Annotated in this window: 16 protein-coding genes and 1 tRNA gene; 2 read left to right on the top strand and 15 right to left on the bottom strand. The window is 74.7% G+C overall.

The genetic code is table 11. The annotated features are described in order from the left end of the window. Nucleotides 1–15: 15 nt before the first annotated feature. The 6 genes from CLV28_RS08810 to CLV28_RS08840 all read right to left on the bottom strand — a co-directional run bounded on the left by CLV28_RS08810 (nucleotide 16) and on the right by CLV28_RS08840 (nucleotide 9,505). Nucleotides 16–624 carry a GNAT family N-acetyltransferase gene (locus CLV28_RS08810; RefSeq protein ID WP_100422898.1) on the bottom strand — a complete coding sequence of 203 codons (609 nt, stop codon included), beginning with the start codon at nucleotides 622–624 and terminating at the stop codon, nucleotides 16–18. Next, nucleotides 621–3,107, bottom strand: coding sequence for a penicillin acylase family protein (locus CLV28_RS08820; RefSeq protein ID WP_157802572.1), 2,487 nt, complete (start codon nucleotides 3,105–3,107; stop codon nucleotides 621–623). The genes CLV28_RS08810 and CLV28_RS08820 overlap by 4 nt, the downstream gene beginning before the upstream one ends. Then, entirely contained in the window at nucleotides 3,104–5,488 is a 2,385-nt protein-coding gene (locus tag CLV28_RS08825; RefSeq protein WP_100422899.1) for a GNAT family N-acetyltransferase, read from the bottom strand. Before CLV28_RS08825 ends, CLV28_RS08820 begins: the two co-directional genes overlap by 4 nt. Further along, the gene (locus tag CLV28_RS08830) at nucleotides 5,485–6,783 is read right to left on the bottom strand and encodes a lysine N(6)-hydroxylase/L-ornithine N(5)-oxygenase family protein (RefSeq protein ID WP_100422900.1); all 1,299 of its coding nucleotides are present in this window, start codon (nucleotides 6,781–6,783) and stop codon (nucleotides 5,485–5,487) included. Before CLV28_RS08830 ends, CLV28_RS08825 begins: the two co-directional genes overlap by 4 nt. Then, entirely contained in the window at nucleotides 6,780–8,267 is a 1,488-nt protein-coding gene (locus CLV28_RS08835) for a pyridoxal phosphate-dependent decarboxylase family protein (RefSeq protein WP_100422901.1), read from the bottom strand. The genes CLV28_RS08830 and CLV28_RS08835 overlap by 4 nt, the downstream gene beginning before the upstream one ends. Nucleotides 8,268–8,458: 191 nt before the next feature. Next, nucleotides 8,459–9,505: a threonine ammonia-lyase gene (locus CLV28_RS08840; protein WP_100422902.1), complete on the bottom strand. Its 1,047-nt coding sequence runs from the start codon at nucleotides 9,503–9,505 to the stop codon at nucleotides 8,459–8,461. Between the two features lie 94 nt (nucleotides 9,506–9,599). Between CLV28_RS08840 and CLV28_RS08845 the strand changes: the two genes are divergently transcribed. Together CLV28_RS08845 and CLV28_RS08850 are read left to right on the top strand one after the other, a co-directional pair. Next, on the top strand, nucleotides 9,600–10,604 hold the full coding sequence (locus tag CLV28_RS08845; RefSeq protein WP_100422903.1) for a LysR family transcriptional regulator: 1,005 nt from the start codon (nucleotides 9,600–9,602) through the stop codon (nucleotides 10,602–10,604). A gap of 171 nt (nucleotides 10,605–10,775) precedes the next feature. Continuing rightward, nucleotides 10,776–11,207, top strand: a complete 432-nt coding sequence (locus CLV28_RS08850; RefSeq protein ID WP_100422904.1) for a hypothetical protein — start codon at nucleotides 10,776–10,778, stop codon at nucleotides 11,205–11,207. A gap of 24 nt (nucleotides 11,208–11,231) precedes the next feature. Here the strand turns inward: CLV28_RS08850 and CLV28_RS08855 are convergent, their stop codons facing one another. The 9 genes from CLV28_RS08855 to CLV28_RS08895 form a co-directional block, all read right to left on the bottom strand. Continuing rightward, the gene (locus CLV28_RS08855) at nucleotides 11,232–12,218 is read right to left on the bottom strand and encodes an aldo/keto reductase (protein ID WP_100422905.1); all 987 of its coding nucleotides are present in this window, start codon (nucleotides 12,216–12,218) and stop codon (nucleotides 11,232–11,234) included. Nucleotides 12,219–12,417: 199 nt separating this feature from the next. Next, a tRNA-Pro gene (locus CLV28_RS08860) sits at nucleotides 12,418–12,491 on the bottom strand. A 103-nt stretch (nucleotides 12,492–12,594) separates the two neighbouring features. Beyond that, nucleotides 12,595–14,115: a ribosome biogenesis GTPase Der gene (gene der, locus CLV28_RS08865; protein ID WP_100423124.1), complete on the bottom strand. Its 1,521-nt coding sequence runs from the start codon at nucleotides 14,113–14,115 to the stop codon at nucleotides 12,595–12,597. 79 nt (nucleotides 14,116–14,194) lie between these two features. Further along, on the bottom strand, nucleotides 14,195–14,905 hold the full coding sequence (locus CLV28_RS08870) for a lysophospholipid acyltransferase family protein (protein ID WP_100422906.1): 711 nt from the start codon (nucleotides 14,903–14,905) through the stop codon (nucleotides 14,195–14,197). Nucleotides 14,906–14,915: 10 nt separating this feature from the next. Further along, nucleotides 14,916–15,644 (bottom strand): (d)CMP kinase, encoded by a 729-nt coding sequence (cmk, locus tag CLV28_RS08875; protein ID WP_100422907.1) that lies wholly within the window; start codon nucleotides 15,642–15,644, stop codon nucleotides 14,916–14,918. 167 nt (nucleotides 15,645–15,811) lie between these two features. Next, complete coding sequence (aroH, locus tag CLV28_RS08880) at nucleotides 15,812–16,174, bottom strand: chorismate mutase (RefSeq protein ID WP_100422908.1); 363 nt, start codon at nucleotides 16,172–16,174, stop codon at nucleotides 15,812–15,814. Next, nucleotides 16,174–17,013, bottom strand: coding sequence for a pseudouridine synthase (locus tag CLV28_RS08885; RefSeq protein ID WP_100422909.1), 840 nt, complete (start codon nucleotides 17,011–17,013; stop codon nucleotides 16,174–16,176). The genes aroH and CLV28_RS08885 overlap by 1 nt, the downstream gene beginning before the upstream one ends. Further along, nucleotides 17,010–17,738, bottom strand: coding sequence for an SMC-Scp complex subunit ScpB (gene scpB, locus CLV28_RS08890; RefSeq protein ID WP_100422910.1), 729 nt, complete (start codon nucleotides 17,736–17,738; stop codon nucleotides 17,010–17,012). Before scpB ends, CLV28_RS08885 begins: the two co-directional genes overlap by 4 nt. After that, nucleotides 17,728–18,687 (bottom strand): segregation and condensation protein A, encoded by a 960-nt coding sequence (locus CLV28_RS08895; RefSeq protein WP_239073212.1) that lies wholly within the window; start codon nucleotides 18,685–18,687, stop codon nucleotides 17,728–17,730. Before CLV28_RS08895 ends, scpB begins: the two co-directional genes overlap by 11 nt. Between the last annotated feature and the right edge of the window lie 25 nt (nucleotides 18,688–18,712).

Raw genomic sequence — 18,712 nt, forward strand, 5'->3', positions numbered from 1 at the left:
CCATGATGCTCCCTCTCAGCGGGTGCCGCGCGCGCGTCCCGCGGCGTCAGCCATCGCCCGGGCCGCCTCGCGGCTCTGGAACGCGAGCTGCGCCCGCTTGGTCCCGACCAGCACGCGCGGGCCGAGCTCGAAGCCGAGCCGCTGCACCCGCGCGACCGCCGCGACGTTGTCCGCGTCAGGCTCGACGACCACCCGCCGCGCCGCGGGGGCCGCGTACACGAAGCTCTCGAGGACCACCCCGAGCACGGCCCACGCCGACACCGGTGCGGCAGGCTTCGCGCCGAGCAGGAAGTGCAGCCCGACGTCGCCCTCGGCGACCGGGTACGTCTCGCCGACCGGGTCGTGCGCCGGGTCGTAGGTCTGCAGCAGGACGAACGGCTCGCCCTCCCAGCACAGCAGGAACGCGTGGTGCGTCTCGAGCGAGTCGACGAACGCGTACGTCGAGCGCAGCTCGTCCCGGGAGAGTCCGCCGAGGCCCCAGAAGCCGCTGCCGCGGTGCGTGACCCACGCGTGCACGAGGTCGAGATCGGCGACCGGGTCGAGCACGCGCACGCTCGCCGTGCCGCCGTGCACGGTCGCGGTGTGGACGGTCTCGCCGGGTCGGCCGCTCAGGAGCAGGGTCATCGGTCCTCCGCAGACGTGGTCGGTGTGGTCGCTGTGGTCGCTGTGGTCGGTATGGTCGCTGTGGTCGGGCCGTTCGTACCCTTCGGGGCTTTCGGAGCGGTCGCGTCCGCGTGCTGCGGGGGCGCCGGGCTGCGTCGCGCGGGCGGACCGTCGCAGGACTCGTCGCGCACGAGCCGCTCCCACCGGGTCTCGACCCGCACGGTGCGCCCCGCGAGCCAGTGCGCGTGCTGGTCGGCGAAGTGCGGGCTGCGCGCGTCGCCCGCGGCGCCGAACGGCACGCCCCACCGGCTCGCGTCGCGGTCCCCCAGGTCCCAGACCCATCGCGCGGCAGGCCCGCGCCAGCACAGGTCGCTCGCGCCGGGCGTGCTCACGGTGCTGCAGACGCAGTCGGTGTCGCCGCTGAGCCGTGACGCGCCGCCTGCACCGTCATCTCCTGCACCGTCATCTCCTGCACCGTCATCGCCTGCAAGGTCATCGTCTGTGCCAGTGCCACCCGTGCGGCCGTCGCCCAGGCCCGGCACCTGAGCGCCTGGCACCCCGAGGAACGCGTGCACCGGCACCAGCGTGTGTGACTCGCCCCACGTCGCACCAGCAGGCTCCGTAGCGAGCGACTCCGTGCCCGCCGCCGCCATGACCGCTGTCGTCGTGCCTGCCGTCGTGGTGCCGTCGTCCCGGGCGTCCTCCGCGACGAGGTCGTCGAGCGCGGCGCGGGCCAGCGCGCGACCGTCGACGCCGAGCGCGGCCGCCGTCCCGCCGCGCGTCAGGTGCTCGATCGCGTCACCCACGCGGGCGGTCACGTCGAACCACGGAGCGAGCTCGGGCGAGAGACCGTGCTCGGCACGCAACGGCGCGAGCGCGGAATGACCGGCGACGCGGCGCACGAGGTGCGACCGCCAGCGTGCGTACGTGGCGGCGACCCGCGACCCGGCGTCCATCCGGGCGTCCCAGGCGCGCAGCTCGCGCAGCACGGTCCGCGCGCCGGCACCCAGGTGCGGGTCGTCGGCGGGCGGCAGGAGGGCGAGCAGCCCCGCGACGCTCGCGAGGAACGTGTCGGCGTGCACCTGCTGCTGCCCCTCGGGCGTCCCGGGCACCTCGTCGAGCAGGGCGCGGACGCGGCGCGCGCGGTGCGGCGCGGCGTACGCGTGGCCGTACGCGACGTCGGGTCGTTCGTTCGCGTCGACGGCCACGTCCGTGACGACCACGGGTGCGGGCAGCACGCGGCGTCCGGGTACGGGGTCGCCGTCGGGCGCCTGTGGCAGGTGCCCGTGCGCGGGCGGGACGTCGGGCACGAAGCCCGCCGTCAGGCGCAGCACCGCGCCCGTGTCGTCGGCGACGAGCACCCGGTTGACCGGTTCGACCCAGCCCGCGAGCGCCGTGGCGACGTCGTGCGCGGTCGTGGCGTACAGGAGGGTGCGCATGCTGGCGATGCCGAGGTCGTGGGTGCGGTGGCCGGGCAGGTCGAGCGCGTAGGCGTGCTGCTCGGCGGCCACGGGTTCGGTCTCCGTGGGGTCCGGCACGGGCGTGACGGGCAGCACGACGCCGCGCGGTGTCGTGCTGCGCCGCACGGGGTGGGTGCGCACGCCGTCGACGGTCCGCACGGTGAGGTGCACGGTCTCGGTGGGGGCCGGCTCCCAGCCGTGGGGGCCGTGCGCCTCGCGGGTGCCGTCGGTGTGCTCGCGCAGGTGCTCGTGCGTGACGGTGACCTGGTGGGCGACGGCGTTGGTGATCCCCCAGGCGACGCTGCCGGCGTGGGCGAAGTGCGCGACGCCGGGCACGCCGGGCAGTGCGAGCCCGAGCACGTCGTACGCGTCGCACGCGAGGCGGACCTGCTGGTAGGTGCCGGGCAGCTCGAGCACGCGGTGCGGGTCGCCGGCGAGCAGGGGGTGGCCCGTGGCGGTGCGCGCCCCGGCGAGGGCCCACGCGTTGCTGCCGGGGCCGGGGCCGCCGTCCGCGGCGAAGAGGTCGGCGAGCGCGGTCGCGGGGACGTCGGGGTGGTGGGGCGCGAGGGTGCGCACGACGTGGTCGCGCCAGAGCTGGTGCGGGAAGTCGTTGAACAGCACGTGCGCGACGAGCAGGACGCCGATCGGCGTCCACGGCTGCCAGGGGGCCGGGTCGGGCGTGGGGCCGGGCAGCGTCTCGAGGGTGCGGTGCTCGGGGGTGTCGCGGCCGCCGTCGGCGAGGCCTGCGTTGACGCCGCGCGCGTACGCCTCGACCCAGGTGCGTTCGGGGTCGGCGAGGGCGGCGTACACGCGGCGCGCGGTCTCGTCGAGGCGCAGGTGGGTCGCCAGGACGTCCCAGTCGAGGGCGGTCTCGCCGAGGTGCGCGGCGAGGCGCGCCTCGGACCGCCACCGGTCGACCTCGATCTGCCAGCCGCGGTCACGGGCGGTGACGTACCCCTGGGCCTCGGCGAGCGTGAGCTCGTCGGGAGCGCGCAGGTGCGGCACGCCGTGGGCGTCGCGCCAGGTGCGCCAGCGGTGGGTCATGCGCGGGCGGGGTTGGCGAGCGTGCCGGCGTACAGCAGGGACGACGACTGGTCGGTGAGGTCGACCATCTGGAGCGTGTTGCGCAGCTGGAGCCGGTTGAGGCAGCTGTGGGCGAAGCGCTGGGCGCGCAGGTCGACGCCGGTGCGCAGGTCGGGGTGCTCGGCGCGGTGGGTGTCGATGACGTCGGCGACCTCGGCCCAGAACGCGGTCTCGGGCAGGGTGCCGTCGACGGCGAGGATCCCGGCGAGGTGCCGCAGCACGCCGTCGAACACGTCGGTGAAGATCGCGAGCGCCTTCTCGGTGTCGTCGACGACGGCGCGCACGCGCTCGACCTCGGGCGGCAGGGCACGCTCGCCGAGCACGGCGACCTCCTCCCCGATGTCCTTCATGTACGCGCGCACGGGCACGTGGTCGCGCAGCACGAGGATGAGGTTCTCGCCGTGGGGCATGAACGCGAGGTCGTGCGCGAGCAGCGCGTGCACGAGGGGCCGCAGGTACACGTCGAGGTAGGCGCGCAGCCAGGTGCGGGCGTCCAGGCCCGAGCGGCGTACGAGCGCGGTCGCGTACGAGGCGCCGTGGGCGTCGCGGTGCAGGAGCGCGGCCATGGTCGCGCAGCGCTCCCCCGGCGCGGTGCGGGCGGTCGGGTTCTCGCGCCAGAGTGCGGCGAGCATCTTGCGGTGCGCGGACGGCGCGGCGGTGCGGTGGTACACGTCGCCGGTGTAGCCGATCGACGCGTGCTCGCGCAGCACCTCGAACCCGGCGAACCCGGGGTCGCCTGCGACGAGGTCGTGCACCCAGTCGTTGATCTGCGGCGTGACGCGCATGTAGGCGGGCGACAGGCCGCGCAGGAACCCCATGTTCTGGATCGCGAGCGCGACCTTGACGTAGTCGGCGCCGGGGCGGGTGCGGTTGAGCAGGGTGCGGATCGACTGCTGCGGCTGGTACTCGTCGGCGCCCGTGCCGAGCGGCACGAGGTCGCCGCGGGCGACGTCCGCGGCGAACGTGACGGGCACGCGGTGCTGCCACTGCCAGGGGTGCACGGGCAGCAGGTGGTAGGCGGCAGGGTCGTGCCCCCGCGCGGCGAGACGCTCGGTGAACGCGGCGTGCTCGTCGGGGGTGATCTGCCGCGCCAGGTGCGTGGCCTCGTCGAGGCCCGCGCCGAGCGCGAGGTGCGTGTGGTCGCGGTGCGCGGCGAGCCACACGAGGCGCGTGCGGGCGCCGCGCTCGGGCGCGTAGGCGAGGTAGTCGTCGAGGGAGAAGCCGATGCGGCCGTTGTTGGCGACGAAGGCCGGGTGGCCCTCGGTCATGGCGGCCTCGACGGTCGGCAGGTCGGCGTCGGCGAGCTCGTCGGCGCGCGGGCCGCCCGCGTGGTCCTTCGCGGCGCCGGCGGCGAGCGTCGAGGAGACCTCCTCGAGGTAGGTCGCGAGCAGCGCGTCGGGGATCGCGAGCACGGGCTGGAGCTCGACCACGAGCGCGAGCGCGTCGAGGTCGGCGGCGGCGCCGTCGACCGTGCGGGTGATGCTCGGCTCGTCGATCACCCAGTGCTCGAGCGCGAACCGGGCGGCGCGGAACCGGTGCACGACCAGCCCGTGGTCGGTGTCGAGCGCGAGCTCGAACCAGGCCCACGTGGCCCGGTCCTGGGGGTCGGCCTCGGCATCCCCGAGCGCGCGGGGCGCGAGCAGCCGTTCGTGGCTGAGCTCCGCGAGGGTCTTGGCGACCAGGTGACGGTGCGCGCGGGCCATGGGTGACGCTGCGTCGCCGGTGTCTGGCGTGCCGGCGTCCGGCACGTCGGCGCCCGCGCGCAGGTGCGGCGCGAGGTCGACCCCGTCGCCCAGGGGGCTCGCGGCGAAGTCGTCGCGGGTGCAGACCGAGAGCGCGGCGCGCTTGCCGGGCAGGTCGACCTCGCGCAGCACGCGGAACCCGGCGGCGGCGTTCTTGGCCGCGATCGCGGTGTTGCGCACGTCCGGCTCGACCACGACGCGTGCGGCGCCGAGGCCGTGGAGGCAGAACCGGACGACGGCGCTCATGAGCGCCGACGTGAAGCCGTGGCGGGGCGCGTCCCCGGGCGGGGCGACGAGCAGGTGCATGCCGAGGTCGCCGGGGGCGGCGTCGTGCACCTGGTCGAGCAGCACGCGCGCCGGGTCGTAGGTCTCGACGTAGACGGCGGGCTCACCGTCCACGGTCCCGAGCCACGGGGCCTGCGCCGGGTCCTGCACGAGCGCGTCGAGGTAGTCGCGCACCTGGGACAGGTCGTGGTCGCCCATGGCCCAGAACGCGGCGTGCGGGTCGGTGAGCCAGGCGTGCAGGGTCGGGGCGTCGTCGCGGGTCGCGGGACGCAGGACGACGGTCCCGACCCGTGTGCGGACAGTGTGCTCGTTCATCGGGCACCCCCGTCGGGCAGTCCGAACTGCTGGAACGCGATGCGGCGTTCGACCGGGTAGGGCTCGTGGCCGAGGATCGTCGAGAGGATCACGGCGTTGCGCCAGGCCCCCATGCCGAGGTCGGGGGCGGTCAGACCGTGCGTGTGCTCCTCGGCGTTCTGCACGTGCAGGGTCCGCGAGGGCTCGACCGTGTAGTCGCGCGTGACGGCGAGGCGTCCGCGCGCGTCGCGGTCGAGCAGGTCGCGCACGGGGCCCAGGAACGCGGGCTCCGCCGCGGCGTACCCGGTCGCGACGACGACGGCGCGCGTGCGGTGCGTCGTCCCACGGTCGAGCTGGGCGTGGTGCAGGCGCAGCTCGATGCCGTCGACGTCCGTGCTCGCCGCGACGACCTCGGTGTCGGTCAGGAGGGTCGTGGGCACGCGGTGCTCGAGGCTCAGGCGGTACAGGGTGTCGTAGATGTCGTCGACGAGGTCGCCGCTGATGCCCTTGTACAGCCCGCGCTGCTCGCGCCCGAGCCGGTCGCGCAGCTCGAGCGGCAGCGCGTGGAAGTGGTCGGTGTACTCGGGCGACGTCATCTCGAGCGTGAGCTTGGTGTACTCCATCGGGAAGAACCGCGGCGAGCGCGTGACCCAGTCGAGCCGGTCGAGCGGGCCGCCGCCGTGCGGCGTGCGCAGCTCGCCGAGCAGGTCGCGGTAGATCTCGGCAGCGGACTGCCCGCTGCCGACGACGGTCACGTGCCCGGCGGCGAGCAGCACGGTGCGGCGCGCGAGGTACTGCGCGGAGTGCACCGCGCTGTCGCCGAGGTCGCGCAGCGCGGGCGGCAGCACGGGGCTCGTGCCCGTGCCGAGCACCACGTGGCGGGCACGGTAGGTCTCCACGGTGCCGTCGGCGAGCTCGGCGCGCGCGACCCAGGTGTCGGCGTCACGCTCGAGCGAGACGACCTGGCGGCCCCAGCGCAGCGACCCGAGGCGGGCGGCGGCCCACCGGCAGTACGCGTCGTACTCGGCGCGCAGCGGGTAGAAGCTCTCGCGGATGTAGAACGGGTACAGCCGCCCGACGTCCTTGAGGTACGCGAGGAACGAGTACGGCGACGTCGGGTCGGCCATGGTCACGAGGTCGGCGAGGAACGGCACCTGGATGGTCGCGCCGTCGATCATCATGCCGGGGTGCCAGCGGAACTCGGGCGCCTGGTCGACGAACACCGCGTCGAGGTCGAGCGGGTCGGCGAGGCACGCGAGGCCCAGGTTGAACGGGCCGATGCCCACGCCGAGGACGTCGTGCACGTGCGCGCTCATCGGCTCGCCTCCAGGTCGAGCACGCCGGCGCCGTCGAGCAGCCGGTCCGGGTCGGCGAGCACCTGCGCGGTCGTGCGCACGAGCTCGAGCACGCGCAGCACGTCCTCGAGGCGCGAGTCCGGGTTGAGCAAGGTCAGCTTGAGGCAGGGGCGGCCGTCGATGACGGTCTTGGTCACGATCGCCCGACCGGAGTCGAACAGCAGCCGACGCACGGCCGGCACGATCGCGTCGGCGCGCGCCGGGTCGAGCCCGGCGGGCTCGTAGCGGAACAGCACGGTGCTGAGCTGGGTCGGGGCCACGACGTGCAGGTCGGGGTCGTCCGCGAGCGCGGCGTGCACCTGCGCGGCGAGGTCGCACACGGCGTCGACCATGCGCCCGACGCCGTCGGGGCCGAGCGCGCGGAGCGTGACCCAGAGCTTGAGCGCGTCGAACCGGCGCGTCGTCTGCAGCGACTTGTCGACCTGGTTGGGCTCGGCGTTCGCGAGCGGGTTGAGGTAGTCGGCGTGCCACGCGACCGGTGCGAGGTCCGCGGGCTCGCGCACGACGAGCGCGCTCGAGGACACGGGCTGGAAGAAGCTCTTGTGGAAGTCCACGGTGACGCTGCGCGAGCGCTCGACGCCCGCGAGCAGGTGACGCCGCGTGGGCGAGACCAGGAGCCCGCAGCCGTAGGCCGCGTCGACGTGCAGCCACGCCCCGGTCGGGTCGCAGGCGTCCGCGATCGCGTCGAGCGGGTCGATGCAGCCGCGGTCGGTGGTCCCGGCGGTCGCGACGACGGCCATGACGTGCTGGCCCGCGGCCGCGACGTCGTGCAGGACGACGCTCAGCGAGGCCGGGTCCATGCGCCCGGACGCGTCGGCGGGCACCTCGACGACGGCGTCGTGCGCGAGCCCGAGCAGCAGCGCGGACTTGCCGACGCTGAAGTGGCTGGACGCGGTCGCCAGGACGCGCAGTCGTGCGGTCGCGGCGGTGCGCGCCTCGCCCTCGGCGGCGCCGAGGGCGCGCAGCGCGGACTCGCGGGCGAGGAACAGCGCCTGCAGGTTCGACTGCGTGCCGCCCGAGGTGAACACGCCGTCGCCCTGCGCGTACCCGATCCGGCGTGCGGTCCACTCGACGAGGCGGCGCTCCATGAGCGTGCCCACGGTCGACTGGTCGTACGTGTCGACCGAGGTGTTGACCGCGGCGAGCACGGCCTCGGCGGCCACGGCGGGCAGCGCGACCGGGCAGTTGAGGTGCGCGGTGTACGCCGGGTCGTGGAACCAGACCGCGTGGCGCAGGTAGAGGTCGCCGATCTCGTCGAGGGCGGCCTGCGTGCCCTCCCCCGCGGTGTCGAGGTCGACGGCGTCGACGAGCTGCTCGAGCTGCTCACGGCTCGCGCCGGAGAACGGCTGCGTCGTGGTCGCGAAGCGCTCGGCGAGCGTGTCGACGACGCCGTGCAGCGTGGTGGCGTAGCGTTCCGCGGTCGCGGCGGACAGCAGGGCGGACATGGGCGGGCTCCCGACTCGTCTGAGGTTTGGCTGGCCTAACTTAGCCCATCCTCACTCGGGCGAAACACCCCATCTCCCACTCCGGGCACCGGGCATTCGCGACGAACCCTCCGCGCCCACGGGCGGCGCGCGCGTTTACCGCGGAACGGTGCGCCTCGCCGCACCCCGCCGGGACGCGGCTGTCGCGGACGTCACACGTACCGCGCGACGTCCGCCCGCTCCGCCGGGCTCACGTTGCCGCCCGTGAGCGCCACACCCACCCGGGCGCCCGCGAACCGACCGGGGTCGGCCAGCACGGCCGCGAGCGCCGCGGCACCGGCCCCCTCGACCACGGTGCCGGTGCGCACGAGCAGCGCGGCCTGCGCGCGCCGCAGGTCGGCGTCGTCGACGAGCACGAAGTCCGCGAGGTGCTCGGCGAGCACGCGCTGCGTGAGCGCGAACCCGGCCCCGGTCGCCAGGCCCTCGGCGAACGACGTGTTCGATCGCTCGACGAGGCGGCCGGTGCGCCACGAGTCGTGCGCGGCGGGCGACGACGCGGACTGCACGCCCACGACCGCGCAGCCCGGGGCGAGGTGGGCCGCGGCGAGGCAGGCGCCCGCGGCGCCGCTGCCGCCGCCCACCGGGACGAGCAGGACGTCGAGGGGCGCTTCGTCGAATGGCACTGTGCCGGTGTGCGGGAGGTCCTCGAGCATCTCGACGTAGGCCGTGGCCGCACCCGCCACGATCTCGGGCTCGCCCGCGGCCGTGACGTACCGGGCGCCGTCCTGTGCCGCGAGGACCTGCGCGTGCTCGGCGGCCTCGGTCAGGGTCGGGCCGTGCAGCACGAGGCGCGCGCCGAGGGCCTCGACGGCCGCGGCCTTGGTGGGGTTGGGATGCTCGGGCATGACGATCGTGCACGCCGTGCCGGTCTCGCGCGCCGCGTACGCGAGCGCCTGCGCGTGGTTGCCGGTCGAGTACCCGACGATCCCGCGGGCGCGCTGCGCGGGCGCCATGGCGAGCAGCAGGGTGAGCGCGCCGCGGAGCTTGAAGGCTCCGGTGACCTGCCGCTCCTCGTGCTTGACGACGACGCGGGTGCCCGTCAGGTCGTCGAGCGCGGCCCAGGTGCGCGTCGGGGTCCGCACGACGCTGCCGTGGGCGGCCAGGAGGTCGCGGGCGTGCCGGACGTCGTCGAACGTCGGCACGCGCGGGGACGGGCGGGTCGACGCGGTCGGACGGGCGGCGAGCGGGCTCAGGGTCATGCCTCCACGGTCGCAACTGGGCGACCCATCGGTCCAATACCTGTTCTCGCTGGAACCATCGATCGATCCGATGGGTGCGGCGTAGCCTGGGCTGATGGACCTGCACCGTCTGCGCATGCTCGTCGCGGTCGCGCACGAGGGCACGATCACCGCCGCCGCGGAGTCGCTGCACACGTCCCAGCCGTCCGTCTCGCACCACCTGGCACGCCTCGAGGCCGAGGTCGGGGTCCCGCTGCTGCAGCGCGACGGTCGGGGCGTGCGGCTGACCGCCGCGGGCGCCCTGCTCGTGCGCCGCGCCGAGGAGCTGCTCGGGCGCGTCGAGGCGACGCGTGACGAGCTGCGGACCCTCGCCCACCTGGGTGCGGGGCGCGTGCGGCTCGCCGCGTTCCCGTCGGCGCTGGCGACGCTCGTGCCGGCCGCCGTCGCGGCCCTCGTGCGCGCGCACCCCGGCGTCGACGTCGAGCTCGTCGAGGCCGAGCCGCCCGAGGCGCTCTCGCTCGTGCGGCGCGGGACGGTCGACGTCGCGCTCGTGTTCGAGCACGATCACGCCGCGAACGACCGCCACGGGCTCGCCGCGCACCCCGTCATGACCGATCCCGTGCACCTGATCACGCCGCTCGGGGGCGTGACAGCTGACGGCGCGACAGGTGACGGCGAGTCGGGCGGCCGCGCGGAGCACGACGGGTCGGCGCCCGAGGAGCCGGAGGAGGACGGGTCGGACGGCGGGTCGGACCTGGCCCGGTGGCGCGACGTCCCGTGGATCGCGGGCTGCGAGCGGTGCCGCGCCGACCTGCTCGGGCGGTGCGAGCGCGCGGGCTTCACGCCGCGCATCGCGTTCGAGACCGACGACTACGTCGCGGTGCAGGCCCTGGTCGCCGCCGGCATGGGCGTGAGCCTGCTGCCCGGCCTCGCGCTCGCCGCGCACCGTGACCCGCGCGTGCGCGGCGAGGCCGTGACCGACGCGCACCGCACCGTGCTCGCAGTGACGTACGCCGACCGGCCGCCGCCCGCCGCGGGGGCGCTGGTCGACGCGCTCGTGACCGCCGGGCGCGCGACCGCCCACCCGTCCCCGCCACAGGCTGACCCGGTCACGCGCTGACCCCGTCGCCCACTGACCCGTCGACCACTGGCCCGTCGACCACTGACACCGTCCCGCGCAGACCCCGTCGCACGCGGACCCCGTGTCACCGGCGCCCGTGTCACCGGCGCCCGTGTCACCGGCGCCCGTGTCACCGGCGCCCGTGTCACCGGCGTCGGGCACGATGCCCCCATGAGCTACGACGTGGTCGCGTTCGAGCAGGACGCCCTGGAACCTGAGACCGCCGTCGGCGCAGGCGGCCGAGACACCGAGGCCGACTTCGACGCCTGGTTCGACGGAGCCGCGTGGTCGGACGACGCCGACACCGAGGACCCGGCGACGACGAGCCCGCGCCTGCGCGCCTACTGCGAGATCCTCTGGACACGGTTCCCCGCGATGAACGACGGCTTGTCCCCCACCGGCGAGGGCGCCCAGCAGGTGTCCCGTGCGCTGAGCGACGTGCTCGCGGACTACACCTACGGCCCGCACCTGGTGCAGACCTCGTTCTCGGACGCCGTGGCACGCGACGCGCTCGCCGCGTGCGCCGCCGCCGCGAGCCAGGCCGGGGTGAGCCTCGCGCTCGTCAGTGCGGGCCGCCCGACGCCGGTGCTGCCGCCGACCTGAGCCGCCCGCTCGTGCGAGCCCCGCTCACCGGCCCACGAGGCCGAGGTGGAATGCGCCGTACCGCTCGCCGTGCACACCGAGGTCCGCCGCCAGCGTGTCCAACGACGCGCGCTCGTCCGCGGAGAGCGCCACCTGCGTCGCCGCGGCGTTCTCCTCGACGCGGGCGGTCCGACGCGTCCCCGGGATCGGCACGACCCACGGGTGCCGGCCGAGGAGCCACGCGAGCGCGACCTGCCCGGGGCTCGCACGCTTCGCGTCGGCGAGCAACGCCACGTGGTCCGCGAGCGCCTGGTTCGCCGCAAGGTTGTCCGCGCTGAACCGCGGGATGGTGGCGCGGATGTCGTCGTGCGCGAACTCCTGGTCGGCCGCCACCGTGCCGGTCAGGAACCCCTTGCCGAGCGGGCTGAACGGGACGAACCCGATGCCCAGCTCCGCCAGCGTCGGCAGCACCTGCGCCTCGGGGTCGCGGGTCCACAGCGAGTACTCGCTCTGGACGGCGGTCACGGGGAGCACCGCGTGCGCGGCGCGGATCGTCGCCGCCGACGCCTCGGAGAGTCCGAAGTGCCGCACCTTCCCGGCGCGCACGAGATCGGCCACCGCACCCGCGACGTCCTCGATCGGGACGTCGGGGTCCACACGGTGCTGGTAGAAGAGGTCGATGACATCGGTGCGCAGCCGGCGCAGCGACTCGTCCGCGACCCGGCGCACGGTCTCGGGGCGACTGTCCAGCCCGACGGCCCGCCCACCCTCGAACCGCCAGCCGAACTTCGTCGCGATCGTCACCTGGTCCCGCACCGGGGCGAGCGCCTCGCCCACGAGCAGCTCGTTCTCGTACGGGCCGTACGCCTCGGCGGTGTCGAAGAACGTGACCCCGAGGTCGACGGCGGACCGCAGCACCCGGAGCATCTCGTCCCGCGGCCCGGGGTTGGGCCCGTAGCTCTGGGACATGCCCATGCACCCGAGGCCGATCGCGGACACCTGGAGGCCCTGCCCCAACGTTCTCGTGTGCATCGTCGACCTCGTCCGCCGAGCGGCGTCCGGCGAACCGGACCTGCACCGTCGACGGTACACGCGACGGCGACAGCCGACCGAGGACACCCGGACACGACGGCACCCGGACACGGATGCCCACACACGTCGAAGCGCAGACACGACGAAGCCCAGACACGACGAAGCCCAGGTGAGAGGTTCTCTCACCTGGGCTTGAACGTCGGGCTGACAGGATTTGAACCTGCGACCCCTTGACCCCCAGTCAAGTGCGCTACCAAGCTGCGCCACAGCCCGCGAATCCATGGTTTCCCCGGACCCGGGTGGCCCTTACGAGCCTCGGAAATACTACCCCACATTCAGGGGCTGGTCCGACATCCCCGCGACGGACGACGCGACATCAGCGCTTGCGCTTCTCGCGCACGCGCACCGAGATCTCGATGGGCGTGCCCTCGAAGCCGAACTCCTCGCGCAGGCGCCGCTCGATGAACCGGCGGTAGCCGGCCTCGATGAACCCGGTCGCGAACAGCACGAACCGCGGGGGGCGCGTCGAGGCCTGCGTCGCGAACAGGATGCGCGACTGCTTGCCGCCGCGCAGCGGGTGCGGGTGCGCGGCCACGAGCTCGCCGAGGAACGCGTTGAGGCGACCCGTGGGGATGCGGCGGTCCCACGAGGCGAGCGCGCGCTCGAGCACGGGCACGAGCCGCTCGGTGTGCCAGCCGGTGCGCGCCGAGACGTTGACCCGCTCGGCCCACTGGAGCTGCACGAGTTCCTTGTCGATCTCGCGCTCGAGGTAGCGGCGACGGTCGTCGTCCATGAGGTCCCACTTGTTGTACGCGATCACGAGCGCGCGGCCTGCGTCGACGACCTGGGACAGCACGCGCGTGTCCTGCTCGGTCAGCGGCACGCTCGCGTCGAGCAGCACGACCGCGACCTCGGCCTTCTCGATCGCGGCCTGCGTGCGCAGCGACGCGTAGAAGTCCGCGCCGCGCGTCTGGTGCACGCGGCGGCGGATCCCGGCGGTGTCGACGAACCACCACGGCACGCCCTTGAGCAGCACGAGCTCGTCGACCGGGTCGCGCGTGGTGCCCGCGATCTCGTCGACGACGACGCGCTGCGAGCCCGCGATCTTGTTCAGCAGCGACGACTTGCCGACGTTGGGGCGGCCCACGAGCGCGACGCGGCGCGGCCCCTCGGGCCGCAGCTCGCCGTGCGCGGACTCGGTCGGCAGCACGTTCATCGCGGCCTCGAGCAGGTCGCCCGTGCCGCGGCCGTGCAGCGCCGAGACCGGGTACGGCTCGCCGAGGCCCAGGCTCCACAGGTTCATCGCGTCGGCCTCGCCCGAGGCGCCGTCGACCTTGTTGGCGCACAGCACGACGGGCTTGCCCGAGCGGCGCAGCAGGCGCACGACGCGCTCGTCGGTGTCGGTCGGGCCGACCACGGCGTCCACGACGAACACGACGGCGTCGGCGAGCGAGATCGCGATCTCGGCCTGCTCGGCCACGCGCGCGTCGATCCCGGCGACGTCGACCTCCCAGCCGCCCGTGTCGACGAGAGTGAACCGGCGTCCGGCCCACTCGGCCGGGTAGCTCACGCGGTCGCGCGTGACGCCCGGCTTGTCCTCGGTGACGGCCTCGCGGCGCCCGAGGATGCGGTTGACGAGCGTCGACTTGCCGACGTTGGGGCGGCCGACGACGGCGAGCACGGGCAGCGGGGCCTCGGGGGCCTCGACCTCCTCGTCCTCGTCGTCGCGGTCGAGCAGCGAGAAGTCCTCGTCGCCGAGCTCGTAGTCGTCGAGGCCCGCGCGCAGGGCTCGTTCGCGCGCGGCGTCGTCCGCGTCGGGGGCGATGGTCTCGACGCCGGCAGGTGCGTCGTCCTCGGGCACGATGGCGGGAACGTCGGCGTCGTCGGGGTGGGTCATGCCCACCATTCTCCCAGGCTCGGGCGACTTCACCGAACCGACGCACGCGAGACGTGCGACACCCGTGGCACGGGCACCGTCACAGGTGCCGCGAGCCGCCCTCGGGCCCGTCCGTGGGCAGGGCCACGCCCGTGCGCGCGACGGCCCGCGCGACGAGGTCCGCGAGCGCCGCACGCACCTGCTCGTTGGCGTCGGCGAGCGCCTGGCGGCCGCTCGTGCCCGGCGCGCGGCGCACCGTGACGGGTGCGCCCATCTCGACCTCGATGCGCCGGCGCAGACCCGGCAGGTGGTTCGTGGACTCCCCCGTGCGCCGCGTGCCGAGCATCGCGACGGGCACGACGGGCGCTCCGCTGTGCAGCGCGAGCCATGCGACGCCCGCCCGGCCCGACGACGCGTCGCCGCGACCGCGGTTGCCCTCGGGGAATACGCCGACGGCGTCCCCGCGCTCGAGCACGGCGCGCGCGGTCACGAGAGCGGCGCGGCCGCCGTCACGGTCGACGGGGATCTGCCCGGCGGCGCGCAGCACCGCCCCGACGGGCCCGTGGAACATCTCCTGCTTGACCAGCACGTGCAGCCCTCGCGGCGCGACGCCGAGCAACAGGGGGCCGTCGACGACGCCCGTGTGGTTCGCGGCGAGGATCACCGGGCCCGTGGCGGGCACGTGCTCGGCGCCGGTCACGCGGGTCGACCACACGACCGTCGCGGCGAAGCGTCCGACGTGGCGCGACCACGCCGGGCCGCGCGGCGACGGGACGGCGGGTCCGTCGGCGTGGGTGCCGCCCGTGCTCATCGCGGGGGCCTCAGCGGTTCGCGTGCTCGCGGACCACCCCGAGCACGGCCTCGACGGTCTGGGCGAAGTCGAGTGCCGAGGAGTCGACGGTCACGACCCCGTCGGCCGCGACGTGGAACTGCGAGACCGCGGAGTCGTCCTGGTCACGGCGCAGCACCTGGTCGCGGGTCGCCTCGACCGCGGCGTCGCCGGCCTCGCCGTGCACCTCGAGCGCGCGGCGCGCCAGACGCGCCTCCTCGCTCGCGGTCAGAAGCACCCGCGCGTCGGCGTCGGGCGCGACGACGGTCGTGATGTCACGACCCTCGGCGACCATGCCGCGACCCTGCGAGAACCCGCCCGTGCGCTCGGCGTCGATCGCCTCGCGCTGCAGGCGGCGCAGCTCGGCCCGCACGTCGAGGTTGGTCGCGACCGCGCTCACGGCTGCCGTGATCGCGGTCGAACGGATCGCCTCACCGACGTCGGTGCCGCCGACGTGCACGCCCGGCGCGGCCGGGTCGACGCCCATGACCAGCGGCATCACGCGGACTGCCGCGGCGACGGCGTCCGCGTCCGTCAGCTCGACGCCCTGCTCGACGCACCACCACGTCGCCGCCCGGTACATGGCCCCCGTGTCGAGGTACGCCAGGCCGAGCTCGCGCGCGACGGCCTTCGACACGCTCGACTTGCCCGAGCCGGACGGGCCGTCGATCGCGACGACGAGCGGCGCGGGGGTCGTGGGATCGGTGGCGGCAGCGGGCACGGGGGCTCCAGGGGTCGGACGGACGGGAAGGACGCGCGGGCGGCCTGGGCCGCCCCCGGAAGGGTACCCGCAGGTGCCCGTGCGCGGCCGCGTGCGCCCGCGGCGTCCCGACCGCGGCGCACGGCGACCAGTGCCTCTACGGAGAAGTGCCCTACCGAGAAGTGCCCCTACTGAGCGATGTCGCGCCGCAGCGCGACCGCACCGTGCAGGTACACGTGCTGCACGTCCGCGCGCGCGACGTCGAGGTCGGCGTGCGCCATGAGGCGCACCACGCGCGGCAGGGCGTGCGGCACGCCGATCTCGACCGCGCACATGAGCGGCACGTCGCCCAGGCCCATCTCGCGGGCCGCGGCGGCCGGGAAGTCGGCGACGAGGTCGGGCGTGCAGGTGAAGAAGATCGAGATGAGCGACGCGGTGTCGACGTCGTTGGCGTCGAGCACCGCCTGCACGAGCTCGGTCGTGCGCGCGAACAGGTGCTCGCGGTCGTCGACGTCGAGCTGCGTGGCCCCGCGGATCGCGCGGACCGCCACTACAGGCCCACCTGCGCCATGAGCGAGCCGAGCTCGTCGCGACCCAGCACGCGCGTCGTGCCGGGGCGCAGGTTGCCGAGCGCGATGGTGCCCACACGCGTGCGCACGAGCGCCGACACGGGGTGCCCGACCTCCTCGAACATGCGACGCACGATCCGGTTGCGGCCGTCGTGGATCACGACCTCGACCATCGACTGGGTCGCGGTCGTGTCGACCACGCGGTACCCGTCGACCTTCGCGACGCCGTCCTCGAGCTCGACGCCGTGCTGCAGCACGTTCGCGAGGTTCCCCTTGACGCGACCCTCGACCGTCACGAGGTACGTCTTGGCGACCTCGTACTTGGGGTGCATGAGCCGGTTCGCGAGCTCGCCGTCGTTCGTCAGCAGGAGCAGGCCCTCGCTGTCGGCGTCGAGACGGCCCACGTGGAAGAGCCGCTCGGAGCGGTTCTGGATGAAGTCCGACACGGTCGAGCGGCCGTCCGGGTCGTCCATGGTCGACAGCACGCCGCGCGGCTTGTTGAACGCGAGCGTCACGAGCGACGTGTCGAGCTGCACGCGCATGCCGTCGACGTGGATCTCCGCACCCTCGGGCTTGACGCGCACCCCGAGCTCGCGGACCACGACGCCGTCGACCTGCACACGGCCGTCCTCGATGAGGCGCTCGCACGCGCGACGCGACCCGAGACCCGCCGAGGCGAGGATCTTCTGCAGCCGTACCCCGTCGGGCTCGTGGACGTCGCGCGGCGGCTCGACGGCCCGTCGGGCCGGCTGCTTGCGCGCAGGTCGTGCGGACGTCGGGCGCCCGCCGGAGTTGCCTCGGCGGTGCGGGGTGGGGCTCATGAGGGGGAAAGGTCCTTCGGTCGGTCGAACCCGTCGACGTCGTCGAGCGACGCCATGTCGGGCAGGTGCGGGGCCAGGGGCGGCAGCTCGTCGAGCGACGTGAACCCCATCCGCTCCAAGAAGTATCCCGTAGTCCCGTACTGGATCGCACCCGTGGACGGGTCCTGCCCCACCTCGGCGACGAGCCCGCGCGTCGTGAGGGTCCGCATCACGCCGTCCACGTTGACGCCGCGGACGGCGGAGACCTGACCCCGGGTGACCGGCTGGCGGTACGCGACCACGGACAGCGTCTCGAGCGCGGCCTGGGTCAGCCGCGCCGTCTGGCCCTCGAGCACGAACCGTCCGACGACGTCGCTGAACGCGGGCGCCGAGTACACGCGCCACCCTCCCCCGGCCTCGCGCACCTCGAAGCCGCGCGGACGTCCGCCGCGCTCGCCCCGGTACTCGGCCGCGAGCTCGCCCAGGAGCGCCTCGACCTCGTCGCGCGGCAGCGCGAGCGCCGACGCGAGCTGGACCGCGGGGATCGGCTCGTCGGCGACCATGAGGATCGCCTCGAGCGCTGCCGCGGGCCCGCCCGGCAGGTCGTGCGCGTCGAACGCGAGCTCGTCCGCGTCGGCGGGCACGACGGGTGCCCCGTCGTGCACTGCGGTCAGGTCCGACTCAGCGGTCGGGTCGGTCCCAGCGTTTGGGTCAGTCTCGGTGGTCAGGTCGGTCTCAGCGGTCATCGGCCTCGTCCTGCTTCTCGTCGTGCGGTGCGTGCTGGGGCCCGTCATCGACGTCCACACCCCCCGGCGGATCCTCGGCGCCGTCGAACTCCTCGAAGTCCGCGCCGGCGGGCGAGCCGCCCGGCCCGTCGTCCGACTCCCCAGTCCAGCGCACCGTGAGCTCGCCGAGCGCCTCGACCTGCTCGAAGCCCACGAGCGCCTGACGGAACAGCTCGAGCAGCGCGAGGAACCGCGCGACCACGACGCCCGGCTCGGCGCCCGCGGTGAGGCTCCGGAACGTCGCCGCGCCGTCGCGCCGCAGGTGCTCGACGACGATCTGCGCCTGCTCGCGCACGCTCACGACGGGCGCGTGCAGGTGCGCGAGGTCGACGCCGGGCGGCGGCGCCTTGGGCTCGAGCGCGCGGGCCGCGAGCTGCGCGAGCTGGTCGGGCCCGATCTGCCACACGAGCTCGGGCAGCATGGCCGCGAGGTGCGGCTCGAGCTGCACCTGGCGCGGGAACCGGCGCCCCTCAGTCGCGAGCCGCTCCGCGACGATCCCCGCGACCTGCTTGTACGCGCGGTACTGCAGGAGCCGCGCGAAGAGCAGGTCGCGGGCCTCGAGCAGCTCGAGGTCCTCCGCGTCGTCGACCACGCCCGCGGGCAGCAGGCGTGCGGCCTTGAGGTCGAGCAGGGTCGCCGCGACCACGAGGAACTCGCTCGCGGTGCCGAGGTCCCACCCGAGCGTGCCGTCGGGCGCACGCTCGGCTGCCCGGATGTAGGCGATGAACTCGTCGGTGACCTGCCCGAGCGCGACCTCGGTGATGTCGAGGCGGTGCTTGGTGATGAGCGACAGCAGCAGGTCGAACGGTCCGGAGAAGTTCTCGAGGTGGACCTCGAACCCGCCCCGTGGGCTGCGAGGCTCCGGCGGGGTCGCGGTGTCGGACGTCGCCGGGCCGGGTGCCACGTCCACCGCGGTCACGGGGTGGTCGCCACGG

This window comes from Sediminihabitans luteus (assembly GCF_002797595.1).
Classification (GTDB): Bacteria; Actinomycetota; Actinomycetes; order Actinomycetales; family Cellulomonadaceae; genus Paraoerskovia; species Paraoerskovia lutea.